General features: G+C 51.3%; 20 protein-coding genes and 1 pseudogene. 18 read left to right on the top strand and 3 right to left on the bottom strand.

Annotated features, from left to right (window positions below; translation table 11 throughout):
- Positions 1-130: 130 nt before the first annotated feature.
- From OCV69_RS09450 to tsaA, 12 genes are all read left to right on the top strand, one after another.
- Complete coding sequence (locus OCV69_RS09450) at positions 131-808, top strand: hypothetical protein (RefSeq protein ID WP_158358810.1); 678 nt, start codon at positions 131-133, stop codon at positions 806-808.
- Between the two features lie 267 nt (positions 809-1075).
- Positions 1076-1618: an RNA polymerase sigma factor gene (locus tag OCV69_RS09455; RefSeq protein WP_158358809.1), complete on the top strand. Its 543-nt coding sequence runs from the start codon at positions 1076-1078 to the stop codon at positions 1616-1618.
- A complete protein-coding gene (locus tag OCV69_RS09460; RefSeq protein ID WP_158358808.1) occupies positions 1615-2319 on the top strand; it encodes a DUF4367 domain-containing protein in 705 nt (234 codons plus the stop codon). The genes OCV69_RS09455 and OCV69_RS09460 overlap by 4 nt, the downstream gene beginning before the upstream one ends.
- A gap of 519 nt (positions 2320-2838) precedes the next feature.
- Positions 2839-3243: a hypothetical protein gene (locus tag OCV69_RS09465; RefSeq protein WP_158358807.1), complete on the top strand. Its 405-nt coding sequence runs from the start codon at positions 2839-2841 to the stop codon at positions 3241-3243.
- 596 nt (positions 3244-3839) lie between these two features.
- Entirely contained in the window at positions 3840-4583 is a 744-nt protein-coding gene (locus OCV69_RS09470) for a lysophospholipid acyltransferase family protein (protein ID WP_158358806.1), read from the top strand.
- Positions 4570-5706 carry a bifunctional chorismate mutase/prephenate dehydratase gene (locus tag OCV69_RS09475; protein ID WP_158358805.1) on the top strand — a complete coding sequence of 379 codons (1137 nt, stop codon included), beginning with the start codon at positions 4570-4572 and terminating at the stop codon, positions 5704-5706. Before OCV69_RS09470 ends, OCV69_RS09475 begins: the two co-directional genes overlap by 14 nt.
- Before the next feature lie 14 nt (positions 5707-5720).
- On the top strand, positions 5721-7286 hold the full coding sequence (locus OCV69_RS09480; protein WP_158358804.1) for a Ppx/GppA phosphatase family protein: 1566 nt from the start codon (positions 5721-5723) through the stop codon (positions 7284-7286).
- 1 nt (position 7287) lies between these two features.
- Positions 7288-9444 carry an RNA degradosome polyphosphate kinase gene (locus tag OCV69_RS09485; protein ID WP_158358803.1) on the top strand — a complete coding sequence of 719 codons (2157 nt, stop codon included), beginning with the start codon at positions 7288-7290 and terminating at the stop codon, positions 9442-9444.
- A gap of 16 nt (positions 9445-9460) precedes the next feature.
- Positions 9461-10354 (top strand): patatin-like phospholipase family protein, encoded by an 894-nt coding sequence (locus OCV69_RS09490; RefSeq protein WP_158358802.1) that lies wholly within the window; start codon positions 9461-9463, stop codon positions 10352-10354.
- The gene (locus OCV69_RS09495; RefSeq protein WP_158358801.1) at positions 10347-11096 is read left to right on the top strand and encodes a zinc ribbon domain-containing protein; all 750 of its coding nucleotides are present in this window, start codon (positions 10347-10349) and stop codon (positions 11094-11096) included. The genes OCV69_RS09490 and OCV69_RS09495 overlap by 8 nt, the downstream gene beginning before the upstream one ends.
- 1 nt (position 11097) lies before the next feature.
- Positions 11098-12174, top strand: coding sequence for a tartrate dehydrogenase (locus tag OCV69_RS09500; protein ID WP_022273057.1), 1077 nt, complete (start codon positions 11098-11100; stop codon positions 12172-12174).
- Positions 12174-12860, top strand: a complete 687-nt coding sequence (tsaA, locus tag OCV69_RS09505; RefSeq protein ID WP_022273056.1) for a tRNA (N6-threonylcarbamoyladenosine(37)-N6)-methyltransferase TrmO — start codon at positions 12174-12176, stop codon at positions 12858-12860. Before OCV69_RS09500 ends, tsaA begins: the two co-directional genes overlap by 1 nt.
- A 3-nt stretch (positions 12861-12863) precedes the next feature.
- On the opposite strand, the gene OCV69_RS09510 is transcribed toward tsaA, so the two are convergent.
- Both OCV69_RS09510 and OCV69_RS17125 read right to left on the bottom strand, forming a co-directional pair.
- Complete coding sequence (locus OCV69_RS09510) at positions 12864-14084, bottom strand: DUF1576 domain-containing protein (RefSeq protein WP_262563077.1); 1221 nt, start codon at positions 14082-14084, stop codon at positions 12864-12866.
- Positions 14085-14157: 73 nt separating this feature from the next.
- Positions 14158-14217 (bottom strand): annotated as a pseudogene (locus tag OCV69_RS17125) (hypothetical protein); the annotation flags it as partial.
- Between OCV69_RS17125 and OCV69_RS09515 the strand changes: the two are divergent.
- From OCV69_RS09515 to OCV69_RS09530, 4 genes are all read left to right on the top strand, one after another.
- A complete protein-coding gene (locus OCV69_RS09515; RefSeq protein ID WP_262563074.1) occupies positions 14216-14524 on the top strand; it encodes a hypothetical protein in 309 nt (102 codons plus the stop codon). The pseudogene OCV69_RS17125 and the gene OCV69_RS09515 sit on opposite strands and share 2 nt — an antisense overlap.
- 108 nt (positions 14525-14632) lie before the next feature.
- Positions 14633-14779: a hypothetical protein gene (locus OCV69_RS09520; protein ID WP_022273054.1), complete on the top strand. Its 147-nt coding sequence runs from the start codon at positions 14633-14635 to the stop codon at positions 14777-14779.
- Between the two features lie 141 nt (positions 14780-14920).
- Entirely contained in the window at positions 14921-15991 is a 1071-nt protein-coding gene (locus tag OCV69_RS09525) for a sensor histidine kinase (RefSeq protein ID WP_022273053.1), read from the top strand.
- Positions 15982-16689 carry a response regulator gene (locus OCV69_RS09530; RefSeq protein WP_158358798.1) on the top strand — a complete coding sequence of 236 codons (708 nt, stop codon included), beginning with the start codon at positions 15982-15984 and terminating at the stop codon, positions 16687-16689. The genes OCV69_RS09525 and OCV69_RS09530 overlap by 10 nt, the downstream gene beginning before the upstream one ends.
- Here the strand turns inward: OCV69_RS09530 and pdaA are convergent.
- On the bottom strand, positions 16686-17495 hold the full coding sequence (pdaA, locus tag OCV69_RS09535; protein WP_158358797.1) for a delta-lactam-biosynthetic de-N-acetylase: 810 nt from the start codon (positions 17493-17495) through the stop codon (positions 16686-16688). The two genes, OCV69_RS09530 and pdaA, sit on opposite strands and share 4 nt — an antisense overlap.
- Positions 17496-17623: 128 nt before the next feature.
- On the opposite strand from pdaA, the gene OCV69_RS09540 reads away from it, so the two are divergent.
- Together OCV69_RS09540 and OCV69_RS09545 are read left to right on the top strand one after the other, a co-directional pair.
- The gene (locus tag OCV69_RS09540) at positions 17624-18262 is read left to right on the top strand and encodes a CPBP family intramembrane glutamic endopeptidase (protein WP_158358796.1); all 639 of its coding nucleotides are present in this window, start codon (positions 17624-17626) and stop codon (positions 18260-18262) included.
- A gap of 172 nt (positions 18263-18434) precedes the next feature.
- Entirely contained in the window at positions 18435-20147 is a 1713-nt protein-coding gene (locus OCV69_RS09545) for a DUF5722 domain-containing protein (protein WP_158358795.1), read from the top strand.
- The last annotated feature ends 116 nt before the right edge of the window (positions 20148-20263 follow it).

The following is a 20263-nucleotide window of genomic DNA, read 5'->3' on the forward strand; positions in this document are numbered from 1 at the left end:
GCCTAATCATTATACAGCTTAAACAATGAGTGGATTAAGACCCAACTGGCTGTTGGGTACTGAAATCCTACACTTATATATTAGGAGGAGGACAAGCGTATCTAAAGATTGAGAACGCTTATGAAAAGTTATGAAGAAAATGATAATGGTTTTAGTGTTCGTTTTATTATGCGGATGTGGCAGAGAGCATGTCCAAGAAGTAATAGAGACTCAAACTTTCGCCCCAGAGCTCGCAATCTATTATGAAAGCCTAGGTGAAATTGCAGAAAATTCAGAGGCAATTGTAAAAGGGAAGACAGTAGAAATAGAATATTTTGTGGTTGAGAATGGAATTATATGGACGAAACAAAATTTTTTCGTGGAGGAGAGTTTGCTCGGTGATATAGATGTTGGACAGAATATTAATATATATCGCATGGGTGGCAGTATATCACTTCAAGATTATATTGGCTCTTATCCGGAAGTTGTACAGAAGGAGATGCAAGAAAGATATAAAAAATATAACAATGAAGATTTGATCAAACAGGTTTTTAATGATGCCGGAGATATAGAAATCGGACAGAATGAAGTTGTTTTTTTGACTAAATGTAGAGTTTTTAGTGATGACGAAAACGATTACTGGAGGGTAGGGGCTGAGATGGGAGAACTGCTTGGAAGCATATCAGATATTAGTAAATCTCATATATTATCTCAAAGTAATTCGCTTTTATCAGATGATATGAAAATAAAAGAAGAAAATGAAAAATATTCTGGTTATATGGGAGAATATAGCTTAAAGCAGATACGTGAACTGATAGAAACTAAGTAAAGCTAATGAGTTTTGTGGCTAAGCAATATTAAGTTTGTTGATGGAAGCTGTCATTTTGGAGATTAAACATCATAAAATGGCAGCTTCTGGTTTGCTGTAGATAAAAGTTATAATAAGACTATAATTGCAATTAAATTAATAGCATATTGTTATATTGGCTAGTTTTGTAAATTTATACTAGAATAAGAAAAAGTTATGAAAGATAGTTTTGCCTAAGTAGGAAAAATCTAGTATACTGATTAAAATCAAAAAGATGAGGGGATAAGTATGATAGTTTTTTGTGACATGATTGGTAGCGAAGGTGGGCAGAAAAAATTTAGGCAGATTTATAATCTGTATCGCAGAACTATGTATGCTGTAGCAGTTGATATTATTAAAGATTCACATGAGGCGGAAGATATTTTGGAGGAGTCGCTTATTAAAGTAATCCGTATTTTGGATGAAATTCATGAAAGCTCGATAAAAACGAAAAAATGTAAAAACTTGATGATTACTATTGCAAAAAATACAGCAATTGATCATTGGCGAAAATTGCAAAGAATTCCTTTGCCGATAGAAGATACGAAGATAGAAGATACTTGCCAAAATGTGGAAGAGCTATATATTGATACTGAAAATTTTAAAGAATTACTTCTTTGTCTTAGTGAACTGGATGACATTTATTTGGATGTTTTAAATTTGAAGATTCTACATCACTTATCCTCTAAACATATCGCAGAAATATTGAATATAAGTGAAGTGAACGTAAATATGCGTTTTTTACGAGCAAAAAAAAAGCTTGCAAAGAAGTGGGAGGAAAAGAAGAGATGAAGAGTGATTTTTATAAAAAGAAAAGAGATTATTTACTAGAATTAGCCCTTGAAGAACGTTTGGAGAAAGATCCTGATATGATAAAGTATGGAGATGATGTAGAGGAAAAATACCCGTATACTTTTTCTTTAGAACATGAGAAGAGGATGAAGAAAATTTTTAAAATGGCGGATAGAGTTGAAAGAAAATTTTGGTATAAACGTAAAAGATATCAAATCGCAGCTGGTATTGCCTTTTTCTTTTGTTTTAGTACAGTGGCGGTGACACAAGTGGAGGCATTTCGTATTCCGATGGGGCGTTTTTTTATGGAAATCAAAGAAAAGTCTACATTAGTTGGAATATACAAGGAAAATCGTCTTAATTTGCCCGAAAAATATGCAAGATTTGAGCCGACATATGTGCCAAGAGGATTTGTTGTTGTTGAGGTAGAAAAATCAAGCAAAAATTTCTGGGTTAAGTATGAAGAGACAGAAGGGGACTCCTGGTATCGAATTTATTATTGGGACAAATTCGAGGAAGTAAGCTTGGATAGCGAGGAGGGAATAGTTAGTGAAACTGAGATTAATGGTTATCCGGCAGTTATTGTACAAAAGGGAAATGAAGTGAAAATCAATATCAATATTGGCACTAGTAGAATTTATTTGAATGGAACGGTTTCAATGGATGAGGCCATAAAGATTGTAGAGAGTATAAAAATTTAAAATTTTGTTATATTAGGTACATTGTGTTCGTTTAAATATAAAATAAACATGTACGAGGAGGGACAGCAGTGCCTTCGGACATCAGACTTTACTTGATATCATACCACAGAATCTACCTATATTGAAATGTAACTTATCAACTGTATAGATGGGAATTGGGATGAGGGGAATTCCTCTTAGATGCCCTTACCATTTATACACAAAAAAGAATAAGTCTGTAAGCTGTTTTCTTGCTTACAAACTTATTATACGAGGAGGTATACTGTGAAAGAAAGTAAATTAATCCAAAATCGTGGAATGGACACAAAAACAGGCTCACACAGTGAACCGATTTAAGAGCATTCCCACCCAAGCAGAGAGGCGTACCTGCACATCAATAAACAAAAGGGTGGGTGTACTTGATACTGATGCCGGGATGCCTTAATGATTAAGTCTATTGTAACACGAAAATTTGAAGGTGTGAAACATTTTCATTACTATTTGTTCTGCCAACTGAAAGGCGGAAGAATGGAGATTACTATGAAGCGTGAAAAAAAAGTACTTTTTGTTATTTTGGTAATGATAGTATTAACGGTTTGGACAGTTCCAGCTTTTGCTGCTCTTAGATGGGATTATCTGATGACTATGGGAGGAAATTTAGATTTTGAGGATAATAACGTTGTCTATGTTGATGTTATGAGTGATGCTGATGTTAACGACGTGGATAAAATGACTTTGAAATGTGAACTACAGCAGTACAAAGGAGGATGGAAAACAATTAAGACTTGGACAGAAACCAGGAATTCGCCCGAAATTATGTATACGAAGGAATATATGGTTGAGAAAGATTACAGTTATCGTATACGATTAACAGCCTCCGCATATAAGAACTCTAAATTATTAGAAAAAGTGACCGAAGTGTATGCAGAGCAGTTCTATCAGTAGAAAGGCCATAAGTTGTTAAATGCGAGGAGACATAGCAATAAATTGAGTGAATTTTCATAATATAAGGTTTAAAATACGTATAGTTAGATAAAACTTGTAAGTTCTTTTATAGTGGTTTGTTAGACTGGAGGGGGGGGTAATAAATAAAAGGATTGTGATAGAACTATTGCATGGCTTTTTTAGCACTCCTGGTGGCATACATTGCTAACAGATGAAAGCTTGCAGGTGTTAAATAAAAAAGATGCTTATATTTATTGAATATCGGGAAATTAGGCTATTTTCTCGGATTGCTTCTGCTAGGTTATAGGCAAAGGAGCTTGAGGATACTCAGTTTATTAGTTGCTTACTAGGGAGGTAGCGTGATTCGGTCAAGTCGTTTTTGAAAACCCGTCATGCCCAGACCTTTTCCAGAAGAACCGCTTTATAAATCCCCGGTAAATCCTGCGTAAAGAAGATGTAAAACGGCGGGAAATCCCGGGGATTTTCTTGCAATCGGCAGGATAGTTTTATATAATAGGAAGATGACGCCGGGGCCGCCGGGACAGGACAAAAGCGGCCGCCTGGAAACCGTCAAAAATACGAAAAAGGTGAGGATTATGATTCGACTTATTTTAGTGGCTGTGACGCTGATCGGTTTTCTGACCCTGGGATATCCGCTTCTGGCGGCCCAGAATTCTCTTGGAAAAAAGGATCCCCATGCCAGGGACGTGGAGAGCCTTAAGATCGTCCAGTATATGTTTTCCCTGATCCTGAAGCTGGCGGGGATCACTGTCACCGTCAAAGGGGCGGAGAATATACCCAGAGACAGGGCGGTGCTTTTTGTGGGAAACCACAGGAGCTATTTTGACATCCTGGTGGGCTACACCACAGTACCGGGCTTCGTGGGTTTTGTGGCGAAAAAGGAGATGGAGAGGATCCCCCTTTTAAGGAGCTGGATGAAGAACGTCAACTGCCTGTTCCTGGACAGAAAGGATATCAAGGCCGGTCTAAAAACGATCCTGGAGGGGATCGAAAAGGTAAAAAACGGGATCTCCGTCTGGATCTTTCCCGAGGGTACCAGAAACCGGAATAAGGATCTGAAGGAGCTTCTGGTATTTAAAGAGGGGAGTCTTAAGATCGCGGAAAAATCCGGCTGTCCGGTGGTTCCTGTGGCCATGGTGGGAACGGCAGAGGCCTTTGAAAGCCATTTTCCGTTTATCCGTCCGTCCCATGTGACGGTTTATTATGGAGAGCCGTTTTATATAAAGGAGCTGGAGCCGGACCAGAGAAAGCACGCCGGAGCCTACACAAGAGAGAAAATCGTAAAAATGCTGGGGGAGATACAGAATGAAAACGCCTGATCTGAAGGAATGCAGAGAAAAGCTGGACGGGATCGACCGGGAGATCGTCCGGCTGTTTGAGGAACGCATGGCCGTCTGCGGCCAGGTGGCAGAGTATAAGATCGAGACAGGAAAGGCCGTTTACGACGGAGAGCGGGAAAAGCAGAAGCTTGCCGCAGTCCGGGAGATGGCAGCGGGAGACCAGAATAAGGAGGCGGTGGAGGAGCTGTTCACACAGCTCATGACCATGAGCCGCAGATACCAGTACAGCCTTCTGTGCGCCAGGAAAAAAACACCGCCCCTGGGCTTTACAGAGGTGGAGGAGATCCGGAAAAGGGACGTCCGGGTGGTGTTCCAGGGCGTGGAGGGCGCGTACAGCCACGCGGCCGTCCGCATGTATTTCGGGGAGGATGCAGACGCCTACCATGTGGAAAAATTCGAGGACACGATCAGGGAGCTGGAGAGGGGGCAGGCGGATTATGCAGTGCTTCCCATTGAAAACTCCACCGCCGGCTTCGTTATCACCAACTATGACCTGTTATCCAGATATGACAATTATATCGTGGGAGAGATCTATGTGCCTGTGGACCATGTGCTCTTAGGGGTCCCCGGAGCGTCAGTCTCAGATGTGAAGACGGTGTATTCCCATAACCAGGCGCTGATGCAGTGCTCAGAGTATCTGGACAGCCACGGGGACTGGAACCAGGTAAGCGTGTTAAATACGGCGGCTGCCGCAAAAAAGGTCATGGAGGAAGGGGATAAGACCCAGGCGGCCGTGGCCAGCCGTACCGCCGGAGAGCTTTACGGCCTTGCGGAGCTTAAGACCTCCATCAGCAATGAGAGGGGAAATACCACCCGGTTCCTGGTACTTTCCAGAGAGCCGGTCTATGAGAAAAAGGCGTCTAAGGTGACCGTCACCTTTGAAGTCCCCCATGTCAGCGGTTCCCTGTATAAGATCCTTGGAAATTTTATCTTCAACGGAGTCAACATGCGTATGATCGAGTCCAGGCCCATCCCCGACAAGCCCTTTGAATACCGGTTTTTTGTGGATATCGAAGGGAATCTGAGCCATGCTCCGGTGCATAACGCCCTGGCAGGGATCCAGGCCGAGGCCTCGTCCATGAAGATTCTGGGCAATTATTAGGAGGGGTGCGTAAAATGGCAGTCCGTATGTTTGCAGCCATTGAGGTGGGGTCCTTTGAGCTGGAGATGGGGATCTACGAGATCTCCGGGAAAAACAGGATCCGGCAGGTGGATCACGTCCGTCATGTGATCTCCCTGGGAAGCGATACATATAATGACAGGAAAATCAGCTACGAAATGGTGGAGGAGCTGTGCCGGGTGCTGGAGGACTTTTCCAGGATCATGAAGGGCTACCGGATCACTGAATACCGGGCCTATGCCACCAGCGCCATGCGGGAGGCGAAGAACAGCCGGATCGTTCTGGAGCAGATCCGGGTCCGCACCGGGCTTACGGTCCAGATCATCAGCAACTCAGAGCAGAGACTTCTGACCTATAAGGCCCTGGCTGTGGCAGACGATGAGTTTGACCGGAATATCCGCAAGGGAACGGCCATCCTGGACGTGGGGTTTGGAAGCATGCAGATCTCCCTGTTTGACGAAAAGCTCCTGGTATCCACAGAAAACCTTCCCCTGGGTGTCCTAAGGATCGGAGAGCTTTTAAAGAACGTAAGCTCCACCGCAGAGGGGACCCGGCGGATCATCGGGGAAATGGTGGAAAGCGAGCTCTCCAACTACCAGAAGATGTACCTGGAGGAGCGTCGGATCAAGCATGTCATCGGAACTGGAGAGAATATCATGTACCTGTTCCGGTACGAGGACGGGGGAAAACCGCTCCAGTGGGTCACCAGGGAGCAGTTCGACCGCCTTTATGAAAGATTGTCCGGGATGGATCCAGAAGCGGTGGAGGAGCAGTTCGGCGTCAGCGCAGAGTATGCGCCCCTGCTTCTTCCCAGCACTGTCATTTATAAAAAGTTCCTGGAAATGACCGGGGCCGAGGCCATCTGGATCCCGGGGACCGGGCTCTGCGACGGGATCGCAGCCGAATATGCCCTGGATAAGAAGCTGATCCAGCTGAAGCATAATTTCGACAACGACATCATAAGCGCATCCCGGGACATGGCCAGGCGCTACCGGTGCCAGGGCAGCCATTCAGACCTGGTGGAGTCCTATGTGCTCCAGATCTTCGACGCCATGAAGCGCTATCATAAAATGGGAAGCAGAGAGCGGCTGCTCCTGCAGATCGCCGTGATCATCCACTCCTGCGGAAAATTCATCAGTGTCAGGAATGCCAATGAATGTGCATATAATATCATCATGTCCACGGAGATCATCGGCCTCTCCCACCTGGAACGGGAGATCGTTGCCAATGTGGTCCGCTACAACATCCGGGATTTCGACTATAACATGGTCCGCATGGAGGCCGGTCCGGAGCTGTCCTCCGGCTCTCTTCCCGACCAGAGCGACGCCACGATCCTGACCGCGAAGCTCACGGCCATGCTCCGGCTGGCCAATTCCATGGACAGGAGCCACGGGCAGAAGCTTAAGGACTGCAGGATCACAGTGAAGGATAAGACACTTACGGTGTCTGCGGAATATTCCGGGGATATTACCCTGGAGGCGGTTTCCTTTGAACAGAAGGCGGCTTTCTTTGAAGAGATCTTTGGGATCCGCCCGGTGCTGAAGCAGAAAAGGAGAGTATAAAATGGCAGCAAAAGAGACCTGTTTTACAGATCCGTCCAATTACGTAAATAGAGAGCTGAGCTGGCTGGAGTTCGACCACCGCGTCCTGGGAGAGGCCAGGGATAAGACGACGCCCCTGTTTGACCGTCTGAAATTTTTAAGCATCACGGCCTCCAACCTGGATGAGTTTTTCATGGTCCGGGTGGCGTCCTTAAAGGACATGGTCCATGCAGGCTATACAAAGCCGGACATCGCGGGCATGACGCCGGTGGAGCAGCTGGAAAAGATCAGCGCCAGGACCCATGAGCTGGTGGGGCAGCAGTACAGCACCTACAACCGGGCCCTGCTCCCGGCTTTAAAGCAGGCGGGGCTGGAGGTGATCGGACAGCACGAGGATCTGACGAAGGAGCAGGGAGAATTTGTGGACCGGTATTTTAAGGAAGAGGTATATCCGGTCTTAACGCCCATGGCTGTGGATTCCTCCCGTCCCTTTCCCCTGGTCCGCAATAAATCTTTAAACATCGCGGCGCTTTTACGGAAAAAGGAAGGAGACAGGGAGCTGGAGTTCGCCATGGTCCAGGTGCCGTCGGTGCTTCCCAGGATCGTCGTCCTTCCGGAAACAGAGAGACCGGATGGAAGCCGCCTCCGCCATGTGATCCTCCTGGAGGAGGTCATCGAGCGGAACATGAAGCAGCTCTTTTTAAATTATGATATCATCACCTCCCATCCCTTCCGGATCATGCGGAACGCCGACTTCTCCCTGGACGAGGAGGAAGCGGTGGATCTTCTGGAGGAGATCGAAAAGCAGTTAAAAAAGAGGCAGTGGGGCGAGGTGATCCGCCTGGAGATCCAGGAAAAGCCGGATAAACGGCTCCTTAAGGTATTAAAAAAGGAGCTGATGGTCAACGAGGAGGATATTTTCCAGATCCCCGGCGCCCTGGACCTGACTTTCCTTATGAAAATGTACGGGATGGAGGGCTTTGACCATTTAAAGACGCCGGGATACACGCCCCAGCCAGTACCGGCGCTGATGAATGACGACGATATCTTCACCAATATCCGGAAGGGAGATATCCTGCTGATGCATCCCTATGAAAGCTTCGATCCGGTGGTGGATTTCGTCCGGACGGCGGCAAAGGATCCAGATGTGCTGGCCATCAAGCAGACCCTTTACCGGGTCAGCGGAAATTCCCCCATCATCGCGGCTCTGGCTGCGGCGGCGGAAAACGGGAAACAGGTTTCCGTGCTGGTGGAGCTGAAGGCCAGGTTTGACGAGGAAAATAACATCCTCTGGGCCAAGAAGCTGGAAAAGGCCGGCTGCCATGTGATCTATGGCCTTGTGGGCTTAAAGACCCATTCCAAGATCACGCTGGTGGTCCGCCGGGAAGAGGACGGCATCCGCCGGTACGTACATCTGGGTACAGGAAACTATAACGACTCCACGGCCAGGCTGTATACGGACTGTGGGATCATGACGTGCCACCCGGAGATCGGCGAGGACGCCACGGCCGTGTTCAATATGCTGTCCGGCTACTCAGAGCCCCTGACCTGGAATATGCTGGCGGTGGCTCCCCTGTGGCTCAGAAATAAGTTCCTGCGGCTCATCGGACGGGAGACGAGACATGCCAGAGAGGGCCGTCCGGCTTCTATTACGGCCAAGATGAACTCCCTCTGCGATAAGGATATCATTGCCGCCCTTTACGAGGCGTCCTGCGCCGGAGTAAAGATCCGTCTGGTGGTGCGGGGCATCTGCTGCTTAAAGGCCGGGATCCGGGGACTTTCAGAGAACATTGAGGTGCGGTCCATTGTGGGAGAATTCCTGGAGCACGCCAGGATCTTTATTTTTGAAAACGACGGCGCGGAAGAGATCTATATGGGAAGCGCCGACTGGATGCCCAGAAACCTGGACCGGCGGGTGGAGATCCTGTTCCCTGTGGTCTGCGAAGCCCTGAAGGACCGGATCCGGAATTACATGGAGCTGGAGCTGGAGGATAATTTAAAGGCCCATGTGCTGCAGCCCGACGGGACCTTTGAAAAGCCCGACCGCAGGGGAAAAGCGCCGGTGGGCTCCCAGGCGGCTCTCTGCGCCCTGGCTGTGAAGGCAGCGGCGGAGGCCAGGAAGAAAAATGGAAGCGAAACGCCGTCCCGGGTGTTTATTCCGGTGGAAAGACAGGAATAAAAAGGAGTCCGTTTATATGGAAGAAACAGTTTATAAAGCGCCCAGAGCCCAGGAAGGCCGGACCGGACTGGTGCTGGAGGGGGGCGGCATGCGGGGGATCTACACCGCCGGGGTGCTGGACGTGTTCATGGAAAACGGCATCGGCTTTGACGGGGTCATGGGAGTTTCCGCAGGAGCGGTCCACGGCTGCTCCCTGGTATCCGGCCAGATGGGCCGCAGTATCCGCTATTATAAAAAATACTGCCGGGACAAGCGGTTCATGAGCTGGCAGAATTTTTTCCGCACCGGGGACGTGGTAAATGAAAAGTTCTGCTACCATGACCTGCCGGAGCGGCTGGATCCCTACGATTATGAGGCCTTCAACGCTTCAGATACGGCTTTTTATGTGACCTGCACCAATGTGGAGACCGGAAAGCCGGAATACCTGCGGATCACGGACATGAAAAAGCAGATCGACCTGATGCGGGCGTCGGCTTCGCTGCCATACGCCTCCAGGATCGTGGAGGCCGGAGGAAAAAAGCTGCTGGACGGCGGCTGCTCTGACAGCATCCCGGTACGGGCCTTCCAGAGGCTGGGTTACGGGAGGAATGTGGTAGTCCTGACCCGGCCGGAGGGCTATGTGAAAAAGCCGGAGCGGCGGGGGCTGGCCCGGGTCTTCTACCGGAGATATCCGGCCTTTGTGAAGGCCCTGGAGTCCAGGCCGGAAACGTATAACCGTACTGTGCGGGAGATCGGGGAAATGGAGCGGGCCGGGGAGGTCTTTGTGATCCGGCCGTCAGAGGCATTAAAGATCGGCCGTATGTCCCATGACCGGGAGGAGATCGTGGAAGCGTATAAGCTGGGCCGGAGGGACGCGAAAAAGGCTCTGGAAGCTTTAAAGCTATGGCTGGGGGAGAAAAGCAATGGATAAGGCATGGATCTTTCTTCTGATCTTTTTAGGAACGTTAGCAGCAGCGGGAGCCGTCAGCGTCTGGATCATCCAGAGAAAGCTGAGGCAGGTCTCCAGATCCATGTTCGGGACCGATTCCCTTCTGGAGGGCCTGGAACAGCAGGAGGAGCGGATCGCGGAAACGCCCAGGTCCGTATCCTCCATGACAAGCATATACCTGCCCCAGATCGCAAAGGATTTTCCGGAATTTTCCCTGGAGGAATTTCGGAAAAAATCAGAAAACAGCCTGAACGCGTTCCTGTCTGCTCTGGAGACACAGGAGCTTTCTTCTCTGGCCGGGATCTCTGAAAGCCTGAGGAACCAGGCGCGTCTGCGGATCGATGACCAGGACCGCCAGGGGATCCGGGAGCAGTTCCGGAACGTGAAGATCCACCAGACAGCCATTTCCCGGTATGAAAAGCGTCCCGGCTGCTGTGCGGTGACCTTCCAGTCCGCTGTGGAGTACGTTTATGGAAGGACCAGGAACGGAGAAAAGGAAGTAATGCCGGACCGGATCCAGACCCGGTATGATATGGAATGGATCTATATTCAGGATCCGGAGCGGTACGGACAGGCTGCGGGGGGAGCTGTGGGAGTAAGCTGCCCCAACTGCGGCGCGCCCATTAAAAATCTGGGAGCGAAATTTTGTGAATACTGTGGATCAGCGGTGGAGGTCATCAACAGCCGCGTCTGGTCCCTGGAGCATATAAAGGAGGACAGGTAAGATGAAGACCTATAAGATCGCTGTGATCCCCGGTGACGGCGTAGGGCCGGAGGTTTTAAAAGAGGGAATGAAGGTGCTGAAGCAGGCAGCGGAGTGTTCCGGAGCCTTTTCCTTTGAGGATACCTGGTTTCCCTGGGGCTGCGGGTACTATCTGGAGCATGGGCAGATGATGCCCGGGGATGGGATCCGGATCCTGGAGGGCTTTGACGCCATTTATCTGGGCGCGGTGGGCGATCCCCGGGTGCCGGACCATATTTCCCTGTGGGATCTTCTTTTGAAGATCCGGAAAAGCTTTGACCAGTATGTGAACCTGCGGCCGGTAAAGCTCCTTAGAGGAGCTCCCTGCCCCTTAAAGGATGCGGCCCGGGAGGATATCCATATGACCTTTATCCGGGAAAACAGCGAGGGAGAGTATGCGGGCAGCGGAAGCTGGCTGTTTAAGGGAAAGCCCAATGAGGTGGTGATCCAGGACGGCGTGTTCTCCCGGACCGGCTGCGAGCGGATCATCCGCTATGCCTTTGAGACGGCCAGGAAGGAAAAACGGAGCCTGACCAGCATCAGCAAGGCCAATGCCTTAAACTATTCCATGGTATTCTGGGACCAGATCTTTCAGGAACTGTCCGCGGAGTATCCGGATGTGGAGACCCACTCCTATCTGGTGGATGCAGCCAGTATGTTTATGGTAAAGGATCCATCCAGATTCCAGGTGGTGGTCACCAGCAATTTGTTTGGAGACATCCTGACAGACCTGGGGGCAGCCATCGCCGGGGGGATGGGACTGGCAGCGGGAGCCAACCTGAATCCGGAACGGAAGTATCCGTCTATGTTTGAGCCCATCCATGGCTCGGCCCCGGATATTGCGGGCCGTGGGATCGCCAACCCCATGGCCTCTGTGTGGGCCGCCTCCCAGATGCTGGATTTCTTTGGCCATGAGGACTGGGGAACACGGGTCCTGGAGGCGCTGGAGGCAGTTTTAGAGGACGGAAGGATCCTGACGCCGGATCTGGGCGGTACGGCTTCCACGTCCCAGGTGGGCGATGCCATTGCCCGGAAGCTGGCAGAGGGAGGAAAGGGCTGATGGATGGCCGGTATTTCCAGGTGATCGCGCGGATCCATACGGATTTTCCCACCAAGTTCGGGATCCCGCGCCAGAGCGGCTTGATCCCGGATCTGAAGGCGGAGATCGTTTTTGAGCCGGAGTACAGGAATCCGGATGCCCTAAGGGGCATTGAGGAGTTTTCCCACCTGTGGCTCATCTGGGAATTTTCCGGGGCTGTCCGGAAGGAATGGTCCCCGACGGTGCGGCCCCCCAGGCTGGGAGGAAATACGCGGATGGGCGTTTTTGCCACCCGGTCTCCCTTCCGGCCCAATCCGGTGGGGCTTTCCTCCGTGCAGCTGGATTCCGTGGAGCTTCACACGGACCGGGGGCCGGTGCTCCATGTTTCCGGCGCAGACCTTATGGACGGGACGCCCATTTACGATATCAAGCCGTATCTGGCCTTTGCAGACAGCCACCCGGATGCCCTGGGGGGCTTTACGGACCAGACCCGGAAATACGGTCTTTCTGTGGAGATTCCGGAAATGCTGCTTGAAAGGATCCAGGAGAAAAAGAGAGAAAGCCTGAAGGCCGTGCTGGCCCACGATCCCAGGCCGTCCTACCAGGACGACCCGGAGCGGGTATATGGCATGGAATTTGCAGGATATGAAATTAAATTCATGGTAGAAAATGGGATCCTCCGGGTCACGGATATTGAGCTCCGCTGAGCCTTAGGAGGGATCCCGGGAGATGCCGGTCTTCGTCAGAGGGCCGTTTTTTTTATTTTTTCTTCTCCTCTTTTCTTTTCCCGGCAGCTCCACGATGATCAGATCATTCATGCGGATGGTCTGGTCTTTGAGACGTTCTCTGGCGGAGGGGATGTAGTGTTCCAGGATCGGCAGGAGGATCAGAGCCGTGGTCCCGGCGGTGAAGCCGCCGTTATAAAGCACCAGACCGCCGTGGAGAGCACTGGTGGCCGTACACATGGAGGCGCACATGAAGCCGGCGGCCAGTCCGGCACGGATCCCATAGCGTCCTACGATGGGGCAGAGGCCGGTGGCGAAGGCCACGCCGTTTATGTAGCCCTGGGTGGAGATGGTCCAGGCGATCTCCCGGCCGTCCATGCGGCAGAGCACCAGGGTCACCAGATACAGGAGCAGATATCCTGCCAGAATGGGCCAGACGTTCCTGGGATGCTGTCCCATGGCAGAAAAGGTCAGGGCTGCCACGGTGACGCCGATGGTGGGGCCAGTGAAGCCGGCCCCCTCGGTAAAGTGGGTGATCAGGTGGATGTAAAGAAGGAACAGGAAGCCATAGCAGCCGATGTTGATGAGACAAAGGGGCATGCCGTATTTTTCAGCAAAGTTGCTGGAGTAGCCCGTGTCCGTCACCAGATGGCGGAAGCCCTTAAAGCTCCTTCCGTTGAGGATATATCCGGCTATGGTGCAGAGAGAAAATGCCGCCAGGAAAAAAAGGGTGGCAAAGCTCCGGTAAGACCGGTTAAAGTAGTCGTAAATGACGTTGTCCGCCGTCAGAGCCTGGGGAGGCTCGATTCCCATGGTCCGGTACATGAAATTAAATACAAAAAAGCCGAAGATCCCAAAGGCAAGGCCGCCGTTGTAAAGGTTATAGCCCTTGTGCCACGCCCTGGCTCCGGGAAGGATGGCCGGGAGCACGAAGGCCAGCAGAATGGAAAACAGGATGGCCAGGACCACTCCGGAGACCGTCAGCCGGACCTGTCCGTATACAAAATCGTCTCCCAGGGTGTAGCGGAACAGGAATTCACTGATAAAGGGGGCAAAGGAGGTGGCGAACATACAGATGTGGAGGTTCTCCTTGAAATCCAGCCCCTTCCGCTTCATATAAAGAAAGGGAGCCAGAAAGCACGGCCACATGTTTAAAAAGTTCAGACCGTAAAAACAGTGGGCCACCACAAGAAAGTAGCCTGCCAGGGTATTGGCGTGGGAATTTTAACAGCACCATAAAGAAAAAACAGGCCAGGCCGCAGGCTCCGGCATTGAGAAAGGCGCTGGACAGCCCTCCGATGGCCAGATAGTCAGTGACCAGGGGGCAGGGAGAAATCATGATCCTGCGCCAGTCCAGGAAGACGTGGCCCCATTCGCCCACGAAGCAGGCGGTGGCCAGGGAAGCCAGAAGAAAGAGGATGGAAAAGCCCAGGGCAGTGCCGTTGATGATGCGGCTGTTGGAGGCGGGGACAGAGGGACGATGGTTCATGGGGATCTTCTCCTTTGTATCTTTATGCAGGGCAGATGCCGGACGGCGAAGACCGGCTGTATTGCTTATAATTATAGCATCGGGGCAGAGGGCGTTCAAGGAAAACGGAAAAAGTATGTTTTTTTATACAAGAGGAATTGTGCAAAAAATTTGTTAAAAAAATAAAATTCAAAATTAAGTGCCGGTTAAGATGCGCCCTTCTCTATGGATTCCGGGAAAAAGCTGTGTTATGATGCTGTCAGCTTAAGGAAAAGAGGTATGAGATATGGCAAGTGCGATCAGTGTGATCATGATGATCTTAATCGGGCTGGTGGGAGGAGTCCCGACCCTGGCGATCACGGCCTGCATTCCGGTGATGATCGTGTGGAAGATCTACCGGAAGGTAAAATTCGGCTATTCCATCTATCGTTAAAATAAATGTGAAAACTCCTTGTGAAAAGAGTCTGGCCTGCCAAAAGGCCGGACTTTTTTCTTTCTAAAAAATTTAACGGAATCTTAACATAAAAATACGATGGCATATGGTATACTTGTAAAAATAGAAATGGAGCGTTTCATGAAACAGCATACAGTTATAAAAAACAGCCTGATCACGGCGGGGATCCTGGGGGCGGCCACCGGCTTCTGCTTTCTGATCCAGGAGGCGGCGGAATCCGACACCCATGTGCCCCTTCTGTTCGTCCTGGCGGTGCTTTTTATTTCCAGGTTCACAGACGGATATATTTATGGGATCGTGGCGTCCATGATCGCGGTGGTGGGCGTCAATTATGTGTTCACCTATCCGTATTTTGCCATTGATTTTACCATAACCGGATACCCGGTGACATTCATTGCCATGCTGGCTGTGGCGTGCAGCGTCAGTGCTCTGACGACCCAGATCAAAAAGCAGGAGCAGATCCGTCTGGAGGCAGAAAAGGAAAAGATGCGGGGGAACCTTTTAAGGGCCGTATCCCACGACATACGGACGCCCCTGACCTCCATTATGGGGGCCGCGTCTGTGGTCCTGGAAAATTACGGGGAGCTGTCTGACGAAAAGCGGATGGACTTTTTAAAGGACATCCGGGAGGAGTCCCAGTGGCTCATCCAGATCGTGGAAAACCTCCTTTCCATCACCCGGATCGGCGATAACGGCGGCAGCGCCAGCATCGATAAGCAGGAGGAGATGGTGGAGGAGATCGTGGGCAGCGCGGTGCTGAAATTCCGGAAGCGTTATCCGGATGTGGAGGTGGCCGTCCGGCTCCCGGAGGATCCCCTGCTGGTGCCCATGGACGGCATCCTCATCGAGCAGGTGCTGGTGAACCTGATGGAGAATTCCGTCCTCCATGGAAAACATACCTCAAAAGTGGAGGTCTCCGCAGAAGAAGAGAAGGACCGGGTGGTCTTTTATGTGGATGACGACGGGGCAGGGATCCGTCCATCGGCCCTTCCGAAGCTGTTTGAGGGCACCTTCCGCCAGGGAGATGAGGAGAGCTGCGATTCCAGACGGAATATGGGCATCGGTCTTTCGGTGTGCATGAGCATCATCCGGGCCCACCAGGGAGATATGAAGGCAGAAAACAGGAAAGAAGGAGGAGCCAGGCTGAGCTTCTGGCTTCCCATGGAAAGAGGTACAGATCAGTGGAGATAAAAGACAGGATTTTAGTGGTAGAAGACGACAAGAGGATCAGCAGCTTTTTTAAGACCGTTCTGGAATCCAACCGTTATGACGTGATCATGGCGTCCACCGGCTCGGAGGCGTACAGCCTGATCACATCCCAGTGCCCGGATCTGGTGATCCTGGACCTGGGACTGCCGGATATGGACGGTATGAACATCCTGCGGAGCGTCCGGGAGTGGTCCTCCATGCCGGTGATCGTGGTTTCCGCCAGGACCCATGAGAAGGACAAGGTGGAGGCCCTGGATCTGGGAGCTGACGATTATATCACCAAGCCCTTCGGAACGTCGGAGCTTCTGGCCCGCATCCGCACGGCCATCCGCCATTCCCGGGCGGCCTTTTTAAACCAGGGCGGCGCGCCCACGGGCACCTTTGTATCCGGCGGACTCACCATCGACTATGATAAGCACCGGGTATTTGTGGACGGGACCGATGCGGGACTGACCCAGAACGAGTATAAGATCGTCAGCCTTCTGGGGAAATATGCCGGGAAGGTGATGACCTATGATTCCATCATCAAGGAGATCTGGGGGCCCAACATGAAAAACGACAACCGGATCCTTCGGGTCAACATGGCCAATATCCGCCGGAAGATCGAAAAAAATCCTGCGGAGCCCCAGTATATTTTCACGGAGGTGGGCGTGGGCTACCGGATCGTGGAGCCGGATTAAGGGGCGGCCAGGGCATCGATGGAACGGAAGGTATAGCCCATTTCCTCCCAGCTGGTCAGAAGCTCGTCAAGGATGGCGGCGTTGGTGGAGGAGGTACTGTGGAGAAGGACAATGGCTCCTGGGTGGATACGGCCCAGGAGCTTTTTAAATGCCTCTTCTTTTGAAGGCTGCCTATCCTGGTACCAGTCCACGTAGGCCAGGCTCCAGAAGAAGGTGTGGTAGCCCAGGTCCTTTGCCATCTGAAGGTTTTCCACGCTGTATTTTCCCTGGGGCGGCCGGTAGTATTTTGGCATGGCCTGGCCGGTGATCTCCTGGAATTTTTCCTCCAGGCTGGTGAGCTCCTTCTGAAAGTCTTCCTTTGAAGCAATCTTTGACATGTCCGGGTGGTGATAGGTGTGGTTGGCTACGATGTGGCCTTCGGAGATCATGCGCTTCACCAGGTCCGGGCTGGTCTCCAGGTAGTTTCCCACCACAAAAAAGGCTGCCGGGACCCGGTGCTTTTTCAGGGCGTCCAGGATCGCCGGAGTATTGCCGTTTTCATAACCGGCGTCAAAGGTGAGATAGAGGACCTTTTCATCGGTCATCTGGGCATAGGAGGCGTTGTACTGCATAAGCTCGTCGGCGGTGGCATTGGCTGTCGGCGGCTTGCCTTCAGCCTGGAAGCTCAGGCCCCAGTTCCCGTCGGCATTGGCAGCCGCAGGGGCGGCCGGCCCGCACCTTTGTTCTTTTACAGAAGCGGCCAGGGATCCGGCTCCAAAGGAGAAGCAGAATAAAAGGAGAACAGAGATCATTTTTTTGAAATTCATGAAAGTATCTCCATCCTATACAGATCTTTCTAGGAGCATATGACGGGGAGTGCTGGGAAATGCCGGGAAACCAGTGGAAACGGACGGAAAAATGTGGTAAGATAAGCGGGCAGAAAGGATGAGAATATATGAAGATACGGATTCGGAGACTTCTTGTGCCGGTGTTCTGGCTGCTGGCTGTGGCCTGCCTGATCGAGCTTCCCCTGGGGCAGACCACAATTTTTGGAGAGGATGTGATCCTCTGGGACACACTTTTCAGGGCTGTGGCGGCTTCCCCGGTGCTGATCCATTTTTACAGGGAGGACGCGGTGTTCAGAGGAAAGGAACGCTGGGGATGGAAGGAGGCTGCCCTTTGGGCGGCAGCGGGCTTTGGCCTTTCTCTTCTGGGGACCCTGGTAGTCCAGGTCCTTTCGCGGGCCGGTCTCCAGGCGGATATGTCCATGGTGGAGGAAAACCTGCTGTCGGGTCCGCTGTGGCTGGAGCTTACGGTGCTCCTGGCGGCTTCTCCGTTTCTGGAGGAGATCTTTTTCCGGGGGATCTTATTCCAGCGGCTGAAGGAGCTGATGTCTGTGAAGGCGGCGGCAGTGGTTTCTGCCCTGGTATTCGGCCTGTACCATGGGACTCTCACCCAGGGGATCTATGGATTTTTCATGGGACTGGCGCTGGTCTGGGCCATGGAAAGGACCCAGACGGTGAAAGCGCCGGTGGTGGTCCACATGGCTGCCAATCTGGCGGGACTTCTGGCGGCAGCCGTAAATCTGCCATAAAGTCGTAAGAGAAACGTAAATATATCATAATCATAACGTAATGAGGCAATGGTATAATATCATAGACATTATACCATTGCGCATCTGGTTTCTGCGTTTATCGCAGAGATCCAGGCGCTTCATTCCCCCGGAGGGGATAATCAGCAGCATAAAGACAGGAAGGAAATGCGACATGAAAAAGAAAAATCTGATCAAAGGCGGCGCAGCAGGGCTCCTCACGCTCCTTTTGACGGCGGCTATGGGCTGCTTTGCCAGCTTTGCATATGACAGCGCGTCCTTAAAGACGTGTACAGTGGAGAACCGGAATACGGTGGTGATCACCGGAACGGCTGAAAAAGACGTGCCCCAGGAGACGGTCCCAGAGACCTTAGAGGACGGGACCGTGGTGCCTCCGGAGACGGAGGTTCCCGACGACGGCTATTATTATCTGTTTGAGCTGCAGCCCTATGAAACAGGGATCGGATCCCGGACGGACTATGCGGCCTGGTGCGATAAAACGGAAAAGCTGAAATTCAGCCTTCCTTTTTCCGGCGGAGACTCAGATCCTAGGCTGTATTCCCGGTTTGTGGTGGCCCTTAAGATCGGGGATACCTACCAGGCCATCAGCGCTCCCATTTATGTGACCAATCCCGGCGACGTGGCTTCCTTTACCGAGGAGTATCCGGAGGCCATGAGCAAAAAGGGGCTTCTGATCGAGCTGGATATGCTGGGAGACGCCATGGAGCTGGGCGTAAAGCACACCACCATCAATATCCCCTACCACCACATCATCGGAGGGAACCTGAAATACCGCTATAACGGAAAGGACTATTATTTCAATGAGGAACTGATCGCCAGCTACGATAAGATGATCAGCTCCTTCTCCAATAAAGGGATCATCGTCACGGCCATCCTCTTAAACGGCTGGAACGACGCCCACCCAGAGCTCCACGAGGCCGGCCTGGCAAAGAGCAGCAGCGCCTTTTACTACGGCTTCAACGTGTCCACGCCGGAGGGCTATGAGACCACCAGGGCCTTATTCTCCTTTATGGCAGAGCGGTATTCCGGTGTGGATTATAAGCATGGCCGGGTGTCCAACTGGATCGTGGGAAATGAGGTAAACAATAATAAAAACTGGAACTACGTGGGGCCCATGGATCTGGCGTCCTACACGAAGCTTTATGAAAAGAACTTCCGTGTGGCGTATACGGCCATCAAGAGCCGCAGTAAGAATGCCCGCGTGTTCTTTTCCACGGACTATGAGTGGAAAAAACAGAATACGAACCTCCAGTATGCGGCCAAGGATTTCATCGACCTTTTCAACGCCGGGATCAGCGCTGAGGGAAATATTGAATGGGGCCTGGCCTACCACCCGTATCCGTATCCTATGACGGAGCCGGAATTCTGGGACGACGACCAGACAGGAATGGTAAACGAGACCTTCGAGTCCCCGGTGGTCAATTTCAAGAACCTCCATGTTCTGACGGATTATTTCCAGCAGGCCCATATGCGGACGGCCGGAGGGCAGGTGCGCCATATCATCCTTTCCGAGGAGGGCTTCACCTCTGACAGCATTTCCAGGGGAAAGGTATACGATATCCAGGCGGCGGCCTTTGCCTATGCCTACTATCTGGTGGACAATAACCCCTATATCGACGCCTTTATATTAAACCGTCAGGTGGACGCCATCACGGAGGTGGAGACCTCCTGTGCCTTCGGGCTCTGGACCGTGGATATGTCCAGGCCGGATAAGGTGATCGCCGTAATGCCGAAGAATATCTACCAGGTATTTAAACATATCGATACAAGGAAATCCCTGCGGTATTCGGAGTTTGCAAAGTCCATTGTGGGAATTTCCGACTGGAGCGAGGTGATCCCTGGATTTGATCCGGAAAAGTACCAATAAACAATACCAATAAACGGAAAAATATTTTTGGGAAATTGTAGAAAACGTGGAAATTCGGCCGGTTTATTGACAAATTTCCGGCAGTAGCCTATAATCGGAGCTTGAAATAAGCCGAT

It is taken from the genome of Alitiscatomonas aceti (genome assembly GCF_025567195.1).
Classification (GTDB): Bacteria; Bacillota; Clostridia; order Lachnospirales; family Lachnospiraceae; genus Alitiscatomonas; species Alitiscatomonas aceti.

Coding starts and splice junctions, on each gene's coding strand:
- OCV69_RS09540 (WP_158358796.1), top strand. CDS start 17,624: ATGAAGATACGGATTCGGAGACTTCTTGTGCCGGTGTTCTGGCTGCTG.
- OCV69_RS09480 (WP_158358804.1), top strand. CDS start 5,721: ATGGCAGTCCGTATGTTTGCAGCCATTGAGGTGGGGTCCTTTGAGCTG.
- OCV69_RS09455 (WP_158358809.1), top strand. CDS start 1,076: ATGATAGTTTTTTGTGACATGATTGGTAGCGAAGGTGGGCAGAAAAAA.
- OCV69_RS09520 (WP_022273054.1), top strand. CDS start 14,633: ATGGCAAGTGCGATCAGTGTGATCATGATGATCTTAATCGGGCTGGTG.
- OCV69_RS09465 (WP_158358807.1), top strand. CDS start 2,839: ATGAAGCGTGAAAAAAAAGTACTTTTTGTTATTTTGGTAATGATAGTA.
- OCV69_RS09470 (WP_158358806.1), top strand. CDS start 3,840: ATGATTCGACTTATTTTAGTGGCTGTGACGCTGATCGGTTTTCTGACC.
- OCV69_RS09545 (WP_158358795.1), top strand. CDS start 18,435: ATGAAAAAGAAAAATCTGATCAAAGGCGGCGCAGCAGGGCTCCTCACG.
- OCV69_RS09525 (WP_022273053.1), top strand. CDS start 14,921: ATGAAACAGCATACAGTTATAAAAAACAGCCTGATCACGGCGGGGATC.
- OCV69_RS09500 (WP_022273057.1), top strand. CDS start 11,098: ATGAAGACCTATAAGATCGCTGTGATCCCCGGTGACGGCGTAGGGCCG.
- OCV69_RS09475 (WP_158358805.1), top strand. CDS start 4,570: ATGAAAACGCCTGATCTGAAGGAATGCAGAGAAAAGCTGGACGGGATC.
- OCV69_RS09450 (WP_158358810.1), top strand. CDS start 131: ATGAAGAAAATGATAATGGTTTTAGTGTTCGTTTTATTATGCGGATGT.
- pdaA (WP_158358797.1), bottom strand. CDS start 17,495: ATGAATTTCAAAAAAATGATCTCTGTTCTCCTTTTATTCTGCTTCTCC.
- OCV69_RS09485 (WP_158358803.1), top strand. CDS start 7,288: ATGGCAGCAAAAGAGACCTGTTTTACAGATCCGTCCAATTACGTAAAT.
- OCV69_RS09495 (WP_158358801.1), top strand. CDS start 10,347: ATGGATAAGGCATGGATCTTTCTTCTGATCTTTTTAGGAACGTTAGCA.
- OCV69_RS09460 (WP_158358808.1), top strand. CDS start 1,615: ATGAAGAGTGATTTTTATAAAAAGAAAAGAGATTATTTACTAGAATTA.
- OCV69_RS09490 (WP_158358802.1), top strand. CDS start 9,461: ATGGAAGAAACAGTTTATAAAGCGCCCAGAGCCCAGGAAGGCCGGACC.
- tsaA (WP_022273056.1), top strand. CDS start 12,174: ATGGATGGCCGGTATTTCCAGGTGATCGCGCGGATCCATACGGATTTT.
- OCV69_RS09515 (WP_262563074.1), top strand. CDS start 14,216: ATGATCCTGCGCCAGTCCAGGAAGACGTGGCCCCATTCGCCCACGAAG.